General features: G+C 74.3%; 16 protein-coding genes. 8 read left to right on the top strand and 8 right to left on the bottom strand.

Translation table 11 applies throughout. The annotated features are described in order from the left end of the window. Window positions 1-18: 18 nt before the first annotated feature. From infB to rimP, 4 genes are all read right to left on the bottom strand, one after another. A complete protein-coding gene (gene infB / locus ACNAVT_RS04930) occupies window positions 19-3,033 on the bottom strand; it encodes a translation initiation factor IF-2 (protein ID WP_416293213.1) in 3,015 nt (1,004 codons plus the stop codon). A 93-nt stretch (window positions 3,034-3,126) separates the two neighbouring features. Then, window positions 3,127-3,462, bottom strand: a complete 336-nt coding sequence (locus ACNAVT_RS04925) for a YlxR family protein (RefSeq protein ID WP_416293211.1) — start codon at window positions 3,460-3,462, stop codon at window positions 3,127-3,129. Between the two features lie 16 nt (window positions 3,463-3,478). Continuing rightward, the gene (gene nusA, locus ACNAVT_RS04920) at window positions 3,479-4,522 is read right to left on the bottom strand and encodes a transcription termination factor NusA (RefSeq protein ID WP_416293210.1); all 1,044 of its coding nucleotides are present in this window, start codon (window positions 4,520-4,522) and stop codon (window positions 3,479-3,481) included. Continuing rightward, window positions 4,519-5,202, bottom strand: coding sequence for a ribosome maturation factor RimP (rimP, locus tag ACNAVT_RS04915; RefSeq protein ID WP_416293208.1), 684 nt, complete (start codon window positions 5,200-5,202; stop codon window positions 4,519-4,521). Before rimP ends, nusA begins: the two co-directional genes overlap by 4 nt. Window positions 5,203-5,434: 232 nt before the next feature. Here rimP and ACNAVT_RS04910 point away from each other — a divergent pair, with 232 nt between their 5' ends. The 7 genes from ACNAVT_RS04910 to ACNAVT_RS04880 all read left to right on the top strand — a co-directional run bounded on the left by ACNAVT_RS04910 (window position 5,435) and on the right by ACNAVT_RS04880 (window position 11,986). Beyond that, window positions 5,435-5,893, top strand: coding sequence for a hypothetical protein (locus ACNAVT_RS04910; RefSeq protein ID WP_416293577.1), 459 nt, complete (start codon window positions 5,435-5,437; stop codon window positions 5,891-5,893). Continuing rightward, the gene (locus tag ACNAVT_RS04905; protein ID WP_416293206.1) at window positions 5,890-6,339 is read left to right on the top strand and encodes a ferritin-like domain-containing protein; all 450 of its coding nucleotides are present in this window, start codon (window positions 5,890-5,892) and stop codon (window positions 6,337-6,339) included. The genes ACNAVT_RS04910 and ACNAVT_RS04905 overlap by 4 nt, the downstream gene beginning before the upstream one ends. 70 nt (window positions 6,340-6,409) lie before the next feature. Beyond that, window positions 6,410-6,991: a PadR family transcriptional regulator gene (locus ACNAVT_RS04900; RefSeq protein ID WP_416293204.1), complete on the top strand. Its 582-nt coding sequence runs from the start codon at window positions 6,410-6,412 to the stop codon at window positions 6,989-6,991. 82 nt (window positions 6,992-7,073) lie between these two features. Then, window positions 7,074-7,805 (top strand): ABC transporter ATP-binding protein, encoded by a 732-nt coding sequence (locus tag ACNAVT_RS04895; RefSeq protein WP_416293202.1) that lies wholly within the window; start codon window positions 7,074-7,076, stop codon window positions 7,803-7,805. Next, window positions 7,802-10,498: an FtsX-like permease family protein gene (locus ACNAVT_RS04890; protein WP_416293200.1), complete on the top strand. Its 2,697-nt coding sequence runs from the start codon at window positions 7,802-7,804 to the stop codon at window positions 10,496-10,498. Before ACNAVT_RS04895 ends, ACNAVT_RS04890 begins: the two co-directional genes overlap by 4 nt. A gap of 12 nt (window positions 10,499-10,510) precedes the next feature. Further along, complete coding sequence (locus tag ACNAVT_RS04885) at window positions 10,511-11,008, top strand: nitroreductase family deazaflavin-dependent oxidoreductase (RefSeq protein WP_416293198.1); 498 nt, start codon at window positions 10,511-10,513, stop codon at window positions 11,006-11,008. 240 nt (window positions 11,009-11,248) lie between these two features. Next, on the top strand, window positions 11,249-11,986 hold the full coding sequence (locus ACNAVT_RS04880) for a nucleotidyltransferase domain-containing protein (protein WP_416293197.1): 738 nt from the start codon (window positions 11,249-11,251) through the stop codon (window positions 11,984-11,986). Window positions 11,987-12,001: 15 nt separating this feature from the next. Here the strand turns inward: ACNAVT_RS04880 and ACNAVT_RS04875 are convergent, their stop codons facing one another. Both ACNAVT_RS04875 and map read right to left on the bottom strand, forming a co-directional pair. Then, a complete protein-coding gene (locus ACNAVT_RS04875) occupies window positions 12,002-12,718 on the bottom strand; it encodes a VIT1/CCC1 transporter family protein (protein ID WP_416293196.1) in 717 nt (238 codons plus the stop codon). After that, entirely contained in the window at window positions 12,715-13,572 is an 858-nt protein-coding gene (gene map, locus ACNAVT_RS04870) for a type I methionyl aminopeptidase (RefSeq protein WP_416293194.1), read from the bottom strand. The genes ACNAVT_RS04875 and map overlap by 4 nt, the downstream gene beginning before the upstream one ends. Window positions 13,573-13,666: 94 nt before the next feature. On the opposite strand from map, the gene ACNAVT_RS04865 reads away from it, so the two are divergent. Beyond that, entirely contained in the window at window positions 13,667-13,981 is a 315-nt protein-coding gene (locus ACNAVT_RS04865; protein ID WP_416293192.1) for an STAS domain-containing protein, read from the top strand. Window positions 13,982-13,993: 12 nt separating this feature from the next. Here the strand turns inward: ACNAVT_RS04865 and ACNAVT_RS04860 are convergent, their stop codons facing one another. Both ACNAVT_RS04860 and ACNAVT_RS04855 read right to left on the bottom strand, forming a co-directional pair. Beyond that, window positions 13,994-17,656, bottom strand: a complete 3,663-nt coding sequence (locus ACNAVT_RS04860; RefSeq protein ID WP_416293190.1) for a SpoIIE family protein phosphatase — start codon at window positions 17,654-17,656, stop codon at window positions 13,994-13,996. A gap of 230 nt (window positions 17,657-17,886) precedes the next feature. Next, window positions 17,887-18,585, bottom strand: coding sequence for a gamma-glutamyl-gamma-aminobutyrate hydrolase family protein (locus tag ACNAVT_RS04855; RefSeq protein ID WP_416293188.1), 699 nt, complete (start codon window positions 18,583-18,585; stop codon window positions 17,887-17,889). Window positions 18,586-18,608: the final 23 nt, after the last annotated feature.

The raw sequence follows: 18,608 nt of genomic DNA, 5'->3' as shown, positions 1-18,608 counted from the left end.
TCTCCTCGTTCACACCGCTCAGGCGCGCGGCTTCTCCCGCATCTCGAAGGTCTCGATGATGTCGCCGACCTGGACGTTGTTGAAACCGCCCAGGGTCAGACCACACTCGAAGCCCTCGCGGACCTCCGTCGCGTCGTCCTTGAACCGCTTGAGGGAGCTGATCGTGAGGTTGTCCGCCACGACCGCCCCGTCCCGCAGCAGCCGCGCCTTGGCGTTGCGGCGCATGATGCCGGACCGGACGATACAACCGGAGATGTTGCCGATCTTGGACGAGCGGAAGACGTCGCGGATCTCCGCGCTCCCCAGCTCGACCTCCTCGTACTCCGGCTTGAGCAGCCCCTTGAGCGCCGCGTCGATCTCCTCGATGGCCTGGTAGATGACGGTGTAGTACCGGATCTCCACGCCCTCGCGGTCGGCGATCTCGCGGACCTTGTTGGCGGCCCGCACGTTGAAGCCGATGATCGTGACCGCCTCGGACGAGGCGCTCGCGAGCATGACATCGCTCTCGGTGATCGCACCCACGCCCCGGTGGATGATCCGCAGCTGGACCTCCTCCGGGATGTCGAGGTTGAACAGCGCGTCCTCGAGGGCCTCCACGGAACCGGAGCCGTCGCCCTTGAGCACCAGGTTGAGCGAGGTCTTCTCGCCCTCCTTGAGCTGCTCCATGAGCGTCTCGAGGGTGGCCCGGCCACGGGAGTTGGCGAACGCCGCCGCCCGTCGCCGCGCCTGCCGCTGCTCGGCGATCTGCCGCACGGTCCGGTCGTCCTCGGCGGCCAGGAAGGTGTCACCCGCACCCGGCACCGTGGTCAGACCCAGCACCATGACCGGACGCGCCGGACCGGCCTCGTCGACCGGCTTGCCGTTCTCGTCCAGCATGGCCCGGACCCGGCCGTGCGCCCCACCGGCGACGATCGAGTCGCCGGCCCGGAGGGTGCCCTTCTGCACCAGCACGGTCGCCACCGCACCGCGGCCCTTGTCCAGGTGCGCCTCGATCGCGACACCCTGCGCCGGCCCGTCGATCGGAGCGGTCAGCTCCAGCGACGCGTCGGCGGTCAGCAGCACGGCCTCCAGGAGGTCTTCGATGCCGATGCCGGGCTTCGCGGCCACGTTGACGAACATGGTTTCGCCGCCGTACTCCTCGGCGACCAGGCCGTACTCGGTCAGCTGCTGGCGAACCTTGTCCGGGTTGGCCTCCGGCTTGTCGACCTTGTTGACCGCGACCACGATCGGCACGTCCGCCGCCTTGGCGTGGTTGAGCGCCTCGATGGTCTGCGGCATCACACCGTCGTCGGCCGCGACCACCAGGATCACGATGTCCGTGACCTGGGCACCACGGGCACGCATGGCGGTGAACGCCTCGTGACCCGGGGTGTCGATGAAGGTCACCGCGCGCTCCTCGCCCTCGTGCGGGACGTGGACCTGGTACGCGCCGATGTGCTGGGTGATGCCACCCGCCTCGCCGGCCACGACGTTCGCCTTGCGGATCGCGTCGAGCAGCTTGGTCTTACCGTGGTCGACGTGACCCATGACGGTCACCACCGGCGCACGGCTGACCAGGCGGTCCTCCGACACCACCGCGTCGAGGTCGATGTTGAACTGCGCGAGCAGCTCGCGGTCCTCGTCCTCCGGGCTGACGATCTGCACGTCGAAGCCGAGGTGCTCACCCAGCAGCAGCAGGGTGTCGTCGGAGCAGGACTGGGTCGCGGTCACCATCTCGCCCAGGTTGAACATCTCCTGGACCAGCGAACCCGGGTTGGCGTTGATCTTGTCGGCGAAGTCCGGCAGCGAGGCGCCACGGGACAACCGGATGACCTGACCCTGACCCCGGGGAGCACCCGAGGACATGGTCGGGGCCGACAGGTTGTCGAACTCCTGTCTGCGCTGCTTCTTGGACTTGCGGCCACGGGTCGGCCTGCCACCCGGACGCCCGAAGGCACCCGCGGCGCCGCCGCCACGGCCACGACCGCCACCACCCGGACGACCGGCGCCACCGGCCGGGCCGCCCGGACGGAAACCACCGCCGGGAGCACCGCCACCGCCGCCACCACCGGGACCGCCACGGTAGCCACCGCCACCGCCACCGCCACCGGGACCGCCACGGTAGCCACCGCCACCGCCACCGCCACCGGGACCGCCGCGGAAGCCACCGCCACCGCCGCCGGGGCGACCCGCGCCGCCACCGGGACCGCCACGACCGCCACCGGGGCCGCCAGGGCGACCCGTGGTGGGGCGCTGGCTCGGCATGGAGGCCGGGCTGGGCCGGGGCGGCATGGAGGCCGGGCTGGGCCGCGGCGGCATGCCGGCCGGGCTCGGACGGGGGCCGCCGGCACCGGCGGCCGGCGGCCGCTGCTGCTGGCCGCCCTGGATGCCGAACGGGTTGTTACCGGCGCCGCGCGCCGGCGGACGGCCACCGGGCCGGGCACCCGGGCCCGGGGTCGGGCCACCGGGACGGCCGGCGGCCGGGCTACCCGGACGCGGCGGCACCGCGTTCGGACCCGGACGCGGACCCGGACGGGGACCACCCTCCGCCGGAGGCTCCCGGCGGACGTTCTCCCGCTGCTGCTGGCGGGCGGCCTGCGCGGCCTTGACCGCGGCCTCCTGCTCAGCCTTGAGGGCGGCGGCGCGCGCCTCGGCGGCCGCCACCTCGATGTCGTGCGCGCTCGCCGGCTTGGCGACCGGGGTCGCCGGCTGCGGCGGGCCGGGGACCGGGCCCTTGGGCTTCGGTCCAGGGGTCGGCGCGGCCGGCCGCCGGGGCGGCATCGGCTTGGCCGAGACCCGGGGGGCACCCGGGGTCGGGGACGGCGTCGGGGTCGGGGTCGCCGCCGCTGGGGCGGCCGGCGCCGGGGCGGCCGCCGCCGCGGCGCCACCGGCGGACGCGACGAAGGCGCCACGCAGCCGTCGGGCGACGGGCGCCTCGACGGTGCTGGACGCGGACTTCACGAACTCGCCCATCTCCTTGAGCTTGGCGAGAACGGTCTTACTTTCGACCCCGAGCTCCTTGGCGAGCTCGTGTACGCGGGCCTTTCCTGCCACTGCACTCCTCACTCCGAGGTCGTGCGGGCAGCACCCGCAGCGACCTCACTCGTGCACTTGAAGCCTGGTCATTTCTGGGACTTCATCGTGTGCTCATGTCGGTCGTCCTACCTTGCTAGCGACCCTCGACCGGTCGGGTTGACCGGTCGTCGGGGATGGCGCGTCAACGTGCTCCGCCAGCGCACCGTGATCGACGATCCCGGCGATGCGCAGTGCCCGCCCGAAGGCGCGGCGCCGCACCGCCTGCGCGAAGCAGGCCGGATCCGGGTGCATGTTTGCTCCCCGACCCGGCAGTCTGCGGGCCGGATCGGGCCGGAGGCTGCAATGACCAGCCTCGTCACCGACCGCGACGATCCGCAACAACTCGCTGGCCGGCGCTCGCTTCCGGCAGCCCACACAGGTGCGCTCCGGCAGCGCGCGTCGTGCCACTGGAGGAAGTCTACCCCTAGCTGCTCGAGATCGCGCCGCCCGGCTCGGGTACGTGATCAGCTTCGCTCCGGCTGGCCGCGCCGGCCTGCTCCGCGTCCGAGCGGATGTCGATCCGCCAACCGGTCAGTCGGGCCGCGAGCCGGGCATTCTGCCCTTCCCGGCCGATAGCCAGCGAAAGTTGGAAATCCGGCACGGTGACCCGGGCGGTCCGGCTGGCCAGGTCGACCACCTCCACCCGCAGCGCCTTGGCCGGGGAGAGCGCGTTGCCGACGAAGGTGGCCGGGTCGTCCGACCAGTCGATGATGTCGATCTTCTCGCCGTGCAGCTCACTCATCACCGCGCGGACCCGCTGGCCCATCGGGCCGATGCAGGCACCCTTGGCGTTGACCCCCGACGCGGTCGACCGCACCGCGATCTTCGTACGGTGACCTGCCTCACGGGCGATCGCGCTGATCTCCACCGTGCCGTCGGCGATCTCCGGAACCTCCAGGGCGAAGAGCTTCTTCACCAGCGCCGGATGCGACCGGGACAACGTGATCTGTGGGCCGCGCATTCCCTTGGCCACGTGCACCACGACGCAGCGGATCCGCTCGCCGTGCGCGTACCGCTCGCCGGGGACCTGCTCGGACTGGGGCAGCACGCCCTCCAGCTTGCCCAGGTCGACGCTGACGATGCCCTTCTCGGCCCGCGCCTCGTGCGCCTGCACCACGCCGGTGACCAGGTCGCCGTCGCGGCCCACGTACTCGCCGAAGTGCACCTCGTCGGTGGCCTCCCGCAGCCGCTGGAGAATCACCTGCTTCGCCGTCATGGCCGCGATCCGGCCGAAGTCGTGCGGGGTGTCGTCCCACTCCCGCACGACGGTGCCGTCCGCGTCCAACTCCTGGGCGTACACCGAGGCGGCCCCGGTCTTGCGGTCGATCTCCACCCGCGCGTGCGGCTCGGCGCCGTCGGTGTGCCGGTAGGCGGTCAGCAGCGCGGTCTCGATCGCCGCGAGGATCGTGTCGAACGGGATCTCCCGCTCGCGCTCCAGTGCGCGCAGCGCCGCGAGGTCGATGTTCACCTCTCCTCGTCCTCCACATCATCTTCGTCGTCGATGTCGTCGATATCCTCGCCGGCCTCGTCGTCGGCCAACTCGTCCAGGCGGCTGAACTCCACCTGGACCCGGCCCGGGCCGAGCTCGGCGTAAGGGTGCTCCACGTGGCCGGCGTCGGTCTCCAGCACCACGCGCTCGTCGTCGGCCTCGACCACCCGGCCGGTGAGCTGCCGGTCCCCGGCGGTCCGCTGCTCGGGCACGCCCGCCCCGCCGCGCACGGTCACCTTGACCAGCCGGCCGACGTTGCGCCGCCAGTGCCGGGGCAGGGTGAGTGGCCGGTCCACCCCCGGCGAGCTGACCTCGAGCTGGTATTCGCCGGCGACGATGTCACCGCCGGCCTCCTCCGCGGCGTCGAGCGCGGCGGACACCGCCCGGGAGACGTCCGCGACAGCGTCCAGGTTGATCCCACCGTCGGCGTCCACGATCACCCGCACGACGTGCCGCCGGCCGGCGCGGGAGACCGAGAGATCCTCCAGGTCGTACCCGGCGGCGGCGACCACCGGCTCGATCACCTCGCGCAGTCGGGCCCGGCGGGCGCCCAGGTCGCCGCGGGGTGCGCCGCCGCGGTCCCCGCCACGGGGACCGTCGGCCCGTCGGGGTCGCCCGGAGGGCCCCGTCGGCCTGGTGGCACGGCCACGCTGCGTCATCTGGCGCACCCTTCCACTGTTCAGGCGGGCCGTTCGGCCCGCCATGCCGGCACGCCACCGGGGCGAACGCGCCCGGTGGCTGCGCAGAGCGTAACGCGCGCACCGGGTGGCGGACCCGGCGGCGCACCGACGGCCACTGGCCCACAGGACGGCGGAGATGGTGTTGACTTGTCCGGTGGGGATTGGCAGAACGACACAGCGCAACGGAACACCGGGACATTCCCGGCGAAAGCTGCTGCGCGCCGGGGCGCTGGTGGCGCTCGCCGGCGGCACCGTGCCGCTGACTGGCTGTGATCTTTTCGACGGAGACAAGCCGAAGCCCCCGGACCCCCTGGAGCCGCTCGCGGCGGAGTCCGCCGCCCTGGAGGGGCGGTACCGGGCGGCCATCGCCGCCGCCCCGGCGCTGGCCGACCGGCTCACCCCGATCGCCGACGCTCATCAGGCGCACGCCGGCGAGCTGCGCCGGGTGATCGGCCGCCCGGCCCCCTCCGGCGCTCCCGCCACCACACCGGCCGCGACCCCGACCACGACGGCCACCGACCCGGACGGGCTGCTGGCCGGGCTGCGGCAGGCGGAACAGCAGGCGCGGGAGAACGCCGCGAAGGCGTGTGCCGCCGCGCCGGGCGAACGGGCCGCCCTCCTCGGCTCGATCGCCGCCGCCCGGGCGACCCACCTGGAGGCGCTGAAGTGATTCCCCGCACCGCACCGACCGGGCCGGCCCAGGCCCTGACCGACGCGCTAGCCGCCGAGTACGCCGCCATCTGGGCGTACGGGGTGATCGGCGTGCACCTCACCGAAGCGGCCCGCACCGCCGCGCGCGCCGCCGAGGCGGCCCACCGGGCCCGCCGGGACACCCTCATCCTCCAGCTCAGCTCCGGCGGCGGTCAGGTCCCCGCCGACCGGGCCGGGTACGCCCTGCCGTACCCGGTCACCGACCGGGCAAGCGCGCTCAAGCTGGCGGTCGAGATCGAGGAGCGGGCCGCCGGCCACTGGCGGGCGGCCCTGGCACACACCACCGGCGCCGACCGGAACCGGGCGCTGGCGGCGCTGACCGACTGCGCCCTGCGAGCCACCCGCTGGCGGCGCACCGCCGGCGTGACTCCTGTCACGGTCCCGTTCCCCGGCCGGCAGATCTGACCCGAGACCCCGATCACGGGGTGAATCGCTCCGGTTGCGGTCCGCATACCAGGTATGCATACTCCTCGCCATGTCCATCCGTCACGGCCTGCTCGCCCTGCTCGAACGCGGCCAGATGTACGGCTACCAGCTGCGCGCCGCGTTCGAGGAGTCGACCGGCTCGACCTGGCCGCTGAACATCGGGCAGGTCTACACCACCCTCGCCCGCCTGGAACGCGACGGCCTGGTCCGCTCGCTGCCGGAGAGCGACGGCGGGCAGCGGCCGTACGAGATCACCGACGCCGGACGGGCGGACCTGACACTCTGGTTCGCCACCCCGATCAGCCGCACCGACCGACCCCGCGACGAGCTGTCGATCAAGCTGGCCCTGGCGCTCACCACCCCCGGCGTGGACGTCCGTGCCGTGGTGCAGACCCAGCGCAGCGCGACCATGCGCGCGTTGCAGGAGTTGACCCGGTTGAAGTACGCCAGCGACAAGCCGGAGGACCTGCCCTGGCGCCTGGTGCTGGACGCGATGATCTTCCAGGCCGAGGCGGAGGTCCGCTGGCTCGACCACTGCGAGACCAGCCTGGTCAGACACCGCCCCGCCCCGAGCCGGCCGACCCGCCACCCGGAGGCGGTGGACCGGGCCGACGAGGAGGCCCGGCGGTGAGCCGGGACCCGGCCCGAGGGGAGGGACGCCGGTGAGCGCGAGGAGCGAGCCGGTTTTGCGAGCCCCGCAGTCGCGAACAGAGGTGGCTCCGGTGAGCGAGGTGCTGGAGCTGCGGGACGTGCACCGGACCCACGGCGCCGGAGAGGCGGCCGTGCACGCGCTGCGCGGGGTCAGCCTGACCGTCCGGGCCGGCGAACTGGTGGCGGTGATGGGCCCGTCGGGCTCCGGCAAGTCCACCCTGCTGGCGCTCGCCGGCGGCCTGGACCGCCCCACCGGTGGCGAGGTGCTCGTCGAGGGGGAGCCGCTCGGCGGGCTGGGCGCGCGCGAGCTGGCCCGGCTGCGCCGCCGCCGGATCGGGTACGTCTTCCAGGACCTGAACCTGCTCGGCAGCCTCACCGCGGTGGAGAACGTGGCGCTGCCCCTGGAACTGGACGGCGCCGGTGTCCGGGCGGCCCGGAGGGCGGCCGTGGCCGCGCTCGCCGAGGTGGATGTGGCCACGCTGGGCGACCGGTTCCCGGACCAGATGTCCGGCGGCCAGCAGCAGCGGGTGGCGATCGCCCGGGCGCTGGTCGGCGAGCGGCGGCTGGTCCTCGCCGACGAACCCACCGGGGCGCTCGACTCGCAGGCCGGGGAGGCAGTGCTGCACCTGCTGCGCCGCCGGGTGGACGCCGGCGCGGCGGGGGTGCTGGTCACCCACGAGGCGCGGCACGCCGGCTGGGCCGACCGGGTGGTGTTCCTCCGGGACGGGGTACTGGTGGACTCGACGGCCCCGTTGGCCGGGATCGAGCAGCTGCTGACCGGCAGCGGTCGGTGAGCCGGGGCCGGCTCACCGCCGCGCTCGGCTCGTGGCGGACCGCGCTGCGCATCGCCCGGCGCGAGGCCCGCCGGGCGCGCGCGCGTACGGCGCTGGTGCTGGCGATGATCGCGCTGCCCGTGCTGGCGCTGAGCTTCGTCGCGGTGAGCTACGACATGGCCCAGCTCACCCACCCGGAACGGATGGCCCGCCAGCTCGGCGCGGCGGACGCCGAGCTGCGCTGGGCGACCGTGAACGCGGTGGAGCAGGGCGCCTGGGGAGAGAGCTTCTGGCCGGTCGAGGGCGACGAGATGGTGCCTCGGGTCCGGCCGGCGACGGCCGACGAGATCCGCGCCCTGCTGCCCGCCGGCAGCCGGGTCACCCAGCTTCGCCGCTGGGTCCCGTTCGACGTGCGGATCGACGGCCGCCTCGTCTCGTTCGACGCGCGGGCCGTCGACCTCACCGACCCGCTGACCCGCCCGCTGGCCACGCTGCGTGCCGGCCGGCGGCCGACCGCCCCGGACGAGATCGCGGTCAGCCCGTCCGCGCTGCGACAGCTGGGCGTGCGCCTCGGCGATCCGGTGCCCACGGCCGACGGCACGGCGACGTACACCGTCGTCGGGGTGATGGAGTTCCCGGACAACCTGCGCGAGGTGGTGGCGCTACGGCCGGAGGCGCAGCCCGGACCGGTCCCGCCGCCGGACGAGAGCTGGCTGGTGGACCTGCCCGGGCCGGTGGACCGGGAACTGGTGGACCGGCTCAACGAGCGCGGAATCGTGGTGGCCGCCCGGGCCCCGCTGCCCGGGCGGGAGGAGTTCGTCGCCGGCCCGGCGCTGCCCGACCTGGAGCAGGCCGGCAACGCGGTGCTGGTCGGCGGGCTCGGCCTGCTGGAGGTGGTGCTGCTGGTCGGCCCGGCCTTCGCGGTCGGCGTCCGCCGGCGACGCCGGGATCTCGCCCTGGTGGCGGTGGCCGGCGGGGACGCCGCACACCTGCGCCGAATCGTGCTCGCCGACGGGGTGGTGCTCGGCGCGGGCGGGGCGGCGCTCGGGCTGCTGCTCGGCGTCGGCGCCGCGTTCGCCGGCCGGCCGCTCGTCGAGCAGTACGTGGTGTCCGCCCGGCTCGGCGCGTACCGGGTCTTCCCCGCCGCCCTGGCCGCGATCGCCGCGGTGGCGGTGCTGGCCGGGCTGCTGGCCGCGCTGGCCCCGGCCTGGACCGCGGCCCGACAGGATGTGGTGGCCGGCCTCGCCGGCCGACGCAACCCGCCCCGGCACCGGCGTCGCTGGCCGGTGCTCGGGGTGCTGCTCACCGTCGCCGGCGCCGCCGTCGCCGCGCTGGGCGCCACCTGGACCAGCCCGCCCGTGGTCCTGGCCGGGCTGATCCTCGGCGAGTTGGGGCTGGTCTTCGGCACCCCGGCGCTGATCGGGCTGCTCGCCCGGGCGGGACGGTCACTGCCACTGGTGCCACGGCTCGCGCTGCGCGACGCCAGCCGCAACCGCTCCTCGGCGGCGCCGGCCATTTCCGCCGTGATGGCGGCGGTCGCCGGCAGCGTGGCCCTCGGCGCCTACGTGGCCAGCGACGACGCGCGGGCCCGGGCGGAGTGGCAGCCCGGCATCCCGCCGGGCCACGTGCTGCTGCTGCGGACCGATCAACAGGGCACCCTGCCACCGGCCGACGAGGTCACGCAGCGGATCCGGGCCGTGCTGCCGGCCGCCACGGTCGTCGCGCTGGCCACCCCGGAGTGCGCGCGGCCCGCGTCCGCGGAGGACTTCTGCATCGCGACCACCGTGCTGCCGCCCGAGCAGCGCTGCCCCTACGACCCCGGGCAGGTCGTCCCCGCCGGCCAGCCCGGGCCCCGGGCCGATCCGCGCTGCGCGCGGCTCTTCCGCGACTCGACCGGTATCTACCTGCCCGCGTTCGTGGACGACGGCTCGGCACTGCCCGCGCTCACCGGCGCGCCCGCGGAGGAGGTCGCCGCCGCGGCCCGGGTGCTCCGGGCGGGTGGGGTGGTCGTCACCGACCCCCGACAGATGGTGGACGGCCGGGTGACGGTCGTCGCCACCCACGGCGACGGCACCTCGGCGGCCAGTGCCACGCTGCCCGGGTACGTGCTGCGTGGTGGTCTCCCCGTCAACCGGCTCTTCCTTTCCCCGCCGGCGGCGGCCGCGATCGGCCTCGTCGGCGGGCAGCTCGGCTACGCGGTCGACACCTCGGCGGCACCCACCGCCGCCCAGCGAGAGCAGCTCAATGCCGAGCTGGCCCGGTCGGCTTCGCTGTCGGTCCAGGTGGAGGACGGGGTGCCGGGCTCGGACCAGCGGCCACTGCTGCTCCTGCTGGCGATCGCCTCCGGCGTGATCACCCTGGGCGCGGCCGGGGTGGCCACCGGCCTCGCCGCCGCGGAGGGCCGCCGGGACCTGTCCACTCTGGCGGCGGTCGGCGCCGACCCCCGGGTACGTCGGGTGCTGTCGCTCTGCCAGGCCGGGGTGATCGCCGTGCTCGGCTCGGCGCTCGGCATCGTGGCTGGTCTCGGCTCGGCGGCCATCATCCTGGTCTCCCTGAACCGACGGTACGCACAGGCGTGGCCGGCGCCGGAGCCGTACCCGCTGGTGGTGCCCGGCCTGACCGTCGGCGTGCTGGTGGTGGTGCCGCTGGTGGCGATGCTCGGCGCGGCACTGCTCACCCGGTCCCGACTGCCGGTGGAGCGCCGGCTGGACTGACACACTGGGCGGGTGTCCGCCCTGGGAGCCCTCGCCCGTCGCCTCGGTCACCACAAGTGGTTCGGGCCCACGATGCGCCTGTTCGTCCCTGCCGACCGGCTGGTCGGCCGGTTGACGAAGGGGCGGGTGATCGCGCTCGGGCTGGCGCCGGCCCTGGTCATCACCACCATCGGCCGCCGCTCCGGCAAGCCACGCAGCAACCCGCTCGGGTACGTCCCGGACGGCGACGCGTACGTGGTGATCGGGTCGAACTGGGGGCAGCGGCACCAGCCCGCCTGGTCGCTGAACCTGCTCGCCCGGCCCACGGCGAAGATCGACGTCAGGGGGCGCCGGATCCCGGTACGGGCCGAACTGATCAATGGCGAGGAGCGGGAACGGCTGTTCGCCCGCCTGGTCGCCCAGTGGCCGGCCTACCTGACGTACGTGGAGCGGGCCGGCGGCCGGGAGATCCGCGTCTTCCGCCTGGTCCCCGTCGGCGAAGGCGAGTGTCTTCGGTGGCTACGAACTTGATGTCATGAACGATTCACCGCAGCTCACGATCGGATCGCCGTGAGTCGTTCACGTCATCAAGTTCGTAGCGGTTCTGGGATTTCCTGTCGACTCGCGCGGGGGGCCCTCACCGGGCAGACCGATCGAGATCGGAAGGGCGCGGCAGCCCGGCGAGCCCCGGTCCCCTGCCTAGAGTGATGGACGGTCGACGTCATGTGCGGGGCCGTCGGCTGGCGGCCCGCCCGCGAACGGAGGTGGGCCGTGGACGCCAGCGGGGCCGAACTGGAGACCGACCGGTACCTGGACGATCCCCGGTGGCGGGTCGCCGAGCGGGTGAGCGACGCCGCGCTGCGGCGGTTCCCGGCCGACATCCTCGCCGTGGCGGTGCACGGTCCGCTCGCGCACGGAGACGACGACGGTGGCGGGGACGGCGAGGTGGGACTGCTGCTGGCCACGTACCGGTCCGGCAGCGGGCCGTCGCCGTCCACCCGCCGGGTGGACGGGGTGCTGGTCGACCTCACCGTCGCCGGCGCGGACGACTACCTGCGGCAGGCCCGGGCCATCACCGCGCTCTGGCCGCTCACCGCCGACCGTTACGTCACCACCCGCGCGCTGCACGACCCGACCGGCTGGCTGCGTACCCTGCGCGACGAGCACCTGGCCCGGCTGGCCCGGGCCCGGCCGGCCGAGTTCAGCACCGCCGCCCGGCAGGCGTGGTACCGGGGCAGCGCGGCGCACGCCCGGGCGCTCCGGCTCGCCGAGTGGTACGAGACCGACCAGGCGCTGCTCATGCTCGGCGAGGCGCGGCTGGCCACGGCCACGGTGCACGGGCTGCTCAGCCGTACCTACTTCCGCGACCCGGGCGACGCGGTGCGGCGAACCGGGCTGGCCGGCGCGGACATGACCGAGGTGGGCACGGTGCTGGGCCGCCAGGCCGAGGAGCTGGCCGCCCGGGGCCGCCCGGTCGACGGCACCGTCGACGACCTCCTCGACGGCTGACCCATGAGGGCATGGTCAGCCGATGCCGCCCTGGATGCCGATCAGAGTGCCGATGAAGTAGGTCGCGGTGGCCGCAAGGCCGCCGAGCAGGAGCTGCCGCAGGCCGGCGGACCACCAGGGGCGGTAGGTGAACCGGGCCACGATCGCGCCGGCCACGAAGAGCCCTACCCCGCCGACGCCGAGCGCCAGCCAGAGGCTGGTGAAACCGAGCAGATAGGTCAGCAGCGGCACCAGCGCACCGACCGAGAAGCAGAGGAACGACGAGATCGCCGCCGCCCACGGGCTGGGCTGCTCGTCGGGATCGACGCCCAACTCCTCGCGGACGTGCATCCGCAGCGCCTCTTCGGGATTGTCCCGGACCGCGTCGGCCACCTGCATGGCGAGGTCTCGGGGCAGCCCGCGGGCGACCCACGCCTCGGCCAGCTCGCGAGCCTCCGCCTCGGGGTGCCGTTCCAGCTCGCGCCGCTCCTTCGCCACCTCGGCGGCCACCTGCTCGTTGGCCGACCGGACGCTGGTGTACTCCCCCAGCCCCATCGAGATGGCGCCGGCCACGAGCCCGGCGGCGCCGGTGAGCACGATGTTGCGCGGCGAGACGCCACCGCCGCCGACGCCGGCGATCAGGGCGATGTTGGTGACCAGGCCGTCCATCGCGCCGAACACGGCCGGCCGCAGCCAGCCGCCGGACACGTCGGCGTGATGCGCCTCGCGCAGCGCTGCCGGGGTGTCGGTCACGGCAGGGTCAGGATCTCGTAGCCGTCGTCGGTCACGACGATGGTGTGCTCGAACTGAGCCGTCCACTTCCGGTCCTTGGTCACCACCGTCCAGCCGTCGTCCCACATGTCGTACTGGTAGGTGCCGAGGGTGATCATCGGCTCGATGGTGAACGTCATGCCCGGCTCCATCACGTCGGTGGGGCGGGGGCTGTCGTAGTGCGGGACGTAGAGGCCGCTGTGGAAGGACTCGCCGATGCCGTGGCCGGTGAAGTCGCGGACCACCCCGTAGCCGAACCGCTTGGCGTACGACTCGATGACCCGGCCGATCACGTTGATCTGCCGGCCCGGGGCGACCGCCTTGATGCCGCGCATCATCGCCGCGTGGGTCCGCTCGACCAGCAGGCGGGCCTCCTCGCTCACCTCGCCCACGCAGAACGTGGCGTCGGTGTCGCCGTGCACCCCGTCGAGGTACGCGGTGACGTCGACGTTGATGATGTCGCCGTCCTGGAGCACCGTCGAATCCGGGATGCCGTGGCAGATCACCTCGTTGAGGCTGGTGCAGCAGGACTTCGGAAAGCCCTTGTAGCCCAGCGTCGAGGGGTAGGCGCCGTGGTCGCAGAGGAACTCGTGGACCACCTTGTCGATCTCGTCGGTGGTCACCCCCGGCTTGCAGTGCTCACCCGCGAGCTGGGTGGCCTGGGCCGCGAGCCGGCCGGCGACGCGCATCTTCTCGATGGTCTCCGGGGTCTGCACGTGCGAGCCGCGCCACTCCTGCGGACGCTTCTTGCCCACGTACTCGGGACGCGGGATGTGGGCGGGCACCGCTCGCCACGGGGAGAGCGTGCCTGGGGTCAGCGGCGCACGGACGGTCATGGCCACAGCCTATCGCCGCACCTCGGGGTGCCCCCGTCACGGCCCGCTCGCCCGGGTTGTTGCCGTGCCGCAAGCGCTGTGCCATTGTTGCTCCGTGGATCAAGGGGGCGCACCTCCCATCTTCTCTGCCAAGGCGGAGGTCGACGGTGACCAGCTCCGTGTGGTGGTCACCGGCGAGGTCGACATGGCGACCGCCGACACCATGTACCAGAGCGCACTCCGGGGGCCGGCCCGTCACGTCACGCTCGACCTGCGGGCGGTCACCTTCTTCGACTCGGCCGCGATCCACGCGGTGGTCCGGCTGGCCCAGCGCCTCCCCGGAGCGCTGGCCGTGCTGCCGTCGCGGCAGGTACGCCGGGTGCTGGAGATCTCCGGCCTGGGCGAGCAGGACTGGCTGCTGCCCGACTGACCGGGGCGGGAATCAGTCCGTCAGCCGGCGGCGCAGCGTCAGCTCGGTGCCCTCGTCCGTCCGGGTCACGGTCAGCTCGCCGAGCGCCTTGATCAGCGCCAGCCCGCGGCCGCGGAAGCTCGATCCGGTGGACTCCCGCCACCGGCCGCTGTCCCGGACCGTGGCGGTCACCGTGCCGTCCTCGATCGCCACCTCCACGCCGATCACCGGCTCGGTCGGGGCGACCGGGTGCTCGATGGCGTTCGCGGCGGCCTCGGAGATCGCCACGGTGAGGTCGAACAGGTCGTTCTCGCCGACCCGGTGGGCGACCAGGAAGTCCTCCAGCCGCTTACGCAGCACGCTGAGCCGGGCCGGGTCGGCCGGCAGCCGCAGCGCGAAGCGGTTCACCTCGGCCGCCTCCAGCGCGAGCACGGCCACGTCGTCGTGGCGGGTACGCTCGGCGACCCGCTCGACCACCGCGTCGACCAGGTCGGCCACGTGCCCGCCTCCGGCAAGCACGTCCTGCCGGAGCTGCCCGAACCCGTCGTCGATGCCGAGCTGCCGGTCCTCGATCAGCCCGTCGGTGTAGAGCAGCAGACGACCGCCGGGGGCCAGCGCGCCCTCGACGGTCGGATACCGGGTCTGCGGGATCGCCCCGATCGGCGGTCCGAGGGCCCGCTCGTGCAGGAACGCCGCGTCGTCGCCGTGGATCAGGATCGGGGAGGGATGCCCGGCGCTGGCGTACCGCAGCCGGCCGGTGCGCGGGGCGAACCAGAGGCAGACCACGGTGGCGAAGGAGCCGCCCTCGGTGGAGCCGACCAGGCGGTTGAGCCGGGTCAGCGCCTCGCCCGGGTCGAAGCCCTCCAGCACGTACGCCCGCAGCGCGTTGCGGAGCTGGCCCATGGCGGCGGCCGCCCGGACCCCCTTGCCGACCACGTCGCCGATGACCAGCACCAGCTCGTCGTCCGAGGTGCCGATCACGTCGTACCAGTCGCCGCCGACCTCGACGTCGGCGCTGCCGGGCAGGTAGCGGCTGGCCACCACCGCGCCGGGCAGCTGCGGCAGCTTACGCGGCAGCAGGCTGTGCTGGAGGGTGGTGGCGATCCGGTGCTCGGCCTCGTAGAGCTGGGCATTCTCCAGCCGTACGCCGACCAGCCGGGCGAGCTCGGTCAGCGCGGCCTGCTCGGTGCCGCCGCCCTCCCGGAGCCACACCCGCAGCTCGCCGAGCTGCACGCCGGTGGTCCCGGTCAACGCCAGCACCGCCGACGGTTCGGCGGGCGCCTCGCCGCCGCCGTCGGCCTCGTACCGGGCGCCGGTGGCGGTGACCACCACCCGCGCGGCCTCGGCGAGGCTGAGGGCGTGCCGGGCGGCCACCTGCACCACCTCGGCCGTGGAGCGGGCCGTGTTGATCGCCACGGCCGCGTCGGCGAGGGCGCGCAGCCGGCGGATGATCTGCCCGCGCAGCTGGCCCAGCTCGACGTTGGACCGGACCCGGGCGACCAGCTCCTGGCTGGAGAAGGGCTTGGTCAGATAGTCGTCGGCGCCGACCGAGAGGCCGGCGACCTCCTCCGCCGAGCCGGCCCGGGCGGAGAGCAGCACGATCGGCACGTGCCGGGTGACCGGGTTCGCCCGCAGGGCGGTGACCAACCCGAAGCCGTCCAGCCGGGGCATCATCACGTCGGCCAGCACCAGGTCGAACGGGGAGTCGACGGCCATCCGCAGCGCTGCCACGCCGTCCGGCACGGCGACCACCTCGTACGAGGGGGCGAGCAACCGGCTGACGTGCTCGCGCAGGTCGGCGTTGTCGTCGGCGAGCAGAATCCGGCCCGCCTCGGCCGTCGCCCCGACCGGCGCCGACACGCCGACGGACGTCGCCCTCTCGTCGCTCCAGAGCGCCGTCTCGGCGACGTGCAGGCGGGCCTGCTCGGGCTCGGTCGACGGCGCCGGTGCGAGCACGGCCACCTGATCGGCGGGCAGATGCCCGTGCCCGAGCGGGAGGGCCACCGTGAACGTGGTGCCCCGGTCGACCACACTGCGCGCCTCGACCGTGCCGCCGTGCATCTCGACCAGCTCGCGGACCAGGGCCAACCCGATGCCGCTGCCCTCGTGGCTGCGGGATCGGGCGTCCGGCACCCGGTGGAACCGCTCGAAGACGTGCGGCAGCTCCTCCGGCGCGATGCCGACGCCGGTGTCGGCCACCGCCAGCACGGCGACGCCCTCGCCGGGGCGTACCTCGACCCGGATCTCGCCGTCGAAGGTGAACTTGACCGCGTTCGACACCAGGTTGAGGACGATCTTCTCCCACATCTCGGGGTCGAGGTAGACCGGCGCGGGCAGCGGCGGGCAGTCCACCACCAGCCGCAGCCCGGCCCGCTCCGTGGCCGAGCGGAAGGTGCTGACCAGCCGGGCCGTGTAGTCGGCCAGGTCGGTGGGCTGGTAGTGGGCGGCCAGCCGGCCGGACTCCAGCCGGGAGAAGTCGAGCACGGTGTTGACCAGCTTCAGCAGCCGCAGCGCATTGCGGTGCGGCACGGCCAGCCGTTCGGTGTACGCCGCCGGCAGCCCCGGGTCGGCGAGCAGGTCCTCCAGCGGGCCGAGGACCAGCGTGAGCGGGGTACGGAACTCGTGGCTGACGTTGGCGAAGAAGTTGGTCTTGGCGCGGTCCAGCGCGGCCAGCCCGGCGGCCCGGGAGCGCTCCTGCTCGTACGCCCGCTGCTTGCCGACCGCCCGGGAGATCTGGGCGGCGACCAGGTCGACGAAGCCGCGGTAGTCGTCGGTGAAGGGCAGCCGGCGGGCCACCCCGATCAGCAGCACGCCGGCCGGCTCGTTGGTGGCGGTGAGCGGCAGCACCAGGGCGTGCTCGGCGGCGTCCCCCGGGACCTCGCCGAGCAGGTCGGCGACGGACACCCAGCGGACAACGTCCACGGTCTCCCCCGCGCCGGGCGTCGACGGCCGGTCGGCGATCGCGCCCGGGTCCACCCCGGCGCAGCCGGCAAGGGCCGGGGCGCCGTCCTCGTCGTGCAACCAGATGGCGCCGAACGGCACGTCCGACCGGTACGCGTCGAGCACCCGGGCCGCCTCCCGGCCCAGCTCCAGGGTGCTTCGCATGTCGCCGAGCCGGGTGCCCAGCTCGGCCAGGGCGCGCAACCGGCGCTCGCCGACAACCCGACCGGTGGTCTCGTTGACGAAGCAGAACACGCCCTTGACGGTGCCGTCGGCGTCCCGGATCGGGTCGTACGAGACGTCGAAGTAGACGTCCTCCAGGAAGCCGTGCCGGTCGAGCAGGAAGGGGTGGTTCTCGCCGCGGTACGGCACCCCGGTTCCGCGCACCCCGTCGAGGAGCGGGCCGAGGACTTCCCAGGTCTCCACCCAGTGCTCGCGGGCGGGCTGCCCGATCACCGCCGGATGCTTGTCGCCGATGGTCGGCCGGTAGGCGTCGTTGTAGAAGGCCCGGTGGTCGTCGCCCCAGAACATCACGATCTGGGCGCTGGACGAGAGCATCATGCCGACCGCGTGGCAGAGCGCCGGGGGCCAGGTGTCCGGGGTGCCGAGCGGGCTGCCGGACCAGTCGAAGCCGCGCAGCCGCTCGCCCATCTCGCCGCCCGCGGCGAACGCCGCGGCCAGCAGGGGTGGTAGCTCCGCCTCGCCGGTCGCCGAGGACGAACGGCGCCCCTCCTCGCCCCCCTGGGCCGAGCCCATGCAGCCTCCCGCTCCGGCCGTGTCCACGACGGCCGACGCGATGCCGTCGGCCGTCCCCACTTCGTACCCAGACGGGGGAGCGACGTAACACACGCGCGACGCTGGTGGCCTACGCCAACATCCTGACGTAACCGCCGCCCGGCCGCGAGTCGGGCGGCCGCCCCGCGCCTGCCACCGGCCTCCCCGCCGCCCGTCGCGATCATGCCCGACGGGCCGGCCGACCGGCTACCTCACCGCCGACCCCCGCTGGCGGCGCGGACCAGCGCGGCCACCGGTCGGGGGTCCGCGTCGCTCTCCGGATGCCACTGCACGCCGAGCAGGAAGCGTCGCTCCCGGTCCTCGACCGCCTCCACCACCCCGTCGTCGGCCCAGCCGGTCACGGTCAGGCCGCCCGGGTCGGCCACCCCCTGGTGGTGGTACGAGTTGACCCGGTCCACCCCGGCCATCACCGCCCCGACCAGGCTGCCGGGGGCGAACCGGACCGGGTGGGCGCCGTAAACCCCGGGTGCCGGCTGGTGGCCGTCGTGCCCGACCACGTCGGGCAGGTGCTGGTGCAGCGCGCCGCCGTGGGCGACCGCGAGCAGTTGCATGCCCCGGCACACCCCGAGCACCGGCAGGTCCGCGGCGAGCGCGGCGGTCAGCAGAGTCAGCTCGCCGGCGTCCCGGTCCGGCCGGCTCTCGGTACGCGGGTCGGGCGACCGGCCGTACCGCTCCGGGCCGACGTCGGCGCCGCCGGCCAGCAGCAGCCCGTCGAGGACCCGCAGCACGTCCGCGTCGGTGTCGTCCGGGGGCAGCACCACGGCCCGGCCGCCGGCGGCGGTGACCGCCCGGACGTAGGCGTGCGGCACCAGCGTCGCCGGGACGTCCCGCCACGCCGCCCAGCCGGCCCGCTCGATGTACGCGGTGATCCCGATCAGCGGCCGGTTCACCGGACCAGCTCCGTTCGCGACTG

This window comes from Micromonospora sp. SL4-19 (assembly GCF_047921475.1).
Classification (GTDB): domain Bacteria; phylum Actinomycetota; class Actinomycetes; order Mycobacteriales; family Micromonosporaceae; genus Micromonospora.
Note: the sequence above shows the minus strand (reverse complement) of the source record. Positions and strands in the feature narration are given on the sequence as shown.

Excerpts from the sequence above, each read along its gene's own strand:
- rimP (WP_416293208.1), bottom strand. The coding sequence starts at position 5,202 with ATGACGCAGCGTGGCCGTGCCACCAGGCCGACGGGGCCCTCCGGGCGA.
- ACNAVT_RS04900 (WP_416293204.1), top strand. The coding sequence starts at position 6,410 with ATGTCCATCCGTCACGGCCTGCTCGCCCTGCTCGAACGCGGCCAGATG.
- map (WP_416293194.1), bottom strand. The coding sequence starts at position 13,572 with ATGACCGTCCGTGCGCCGCTGACCCCAGGCACGCTCTCCCCGTGGCGA.
- ACNAVT_RS04860 (WP_416293190.1), bottom strand. The coding sequence starts at position 17,656 with ATGGGCTCGGCCCAGGGGGGCGAGGAGGGGCGCCGTTCGTCCTCGGCG.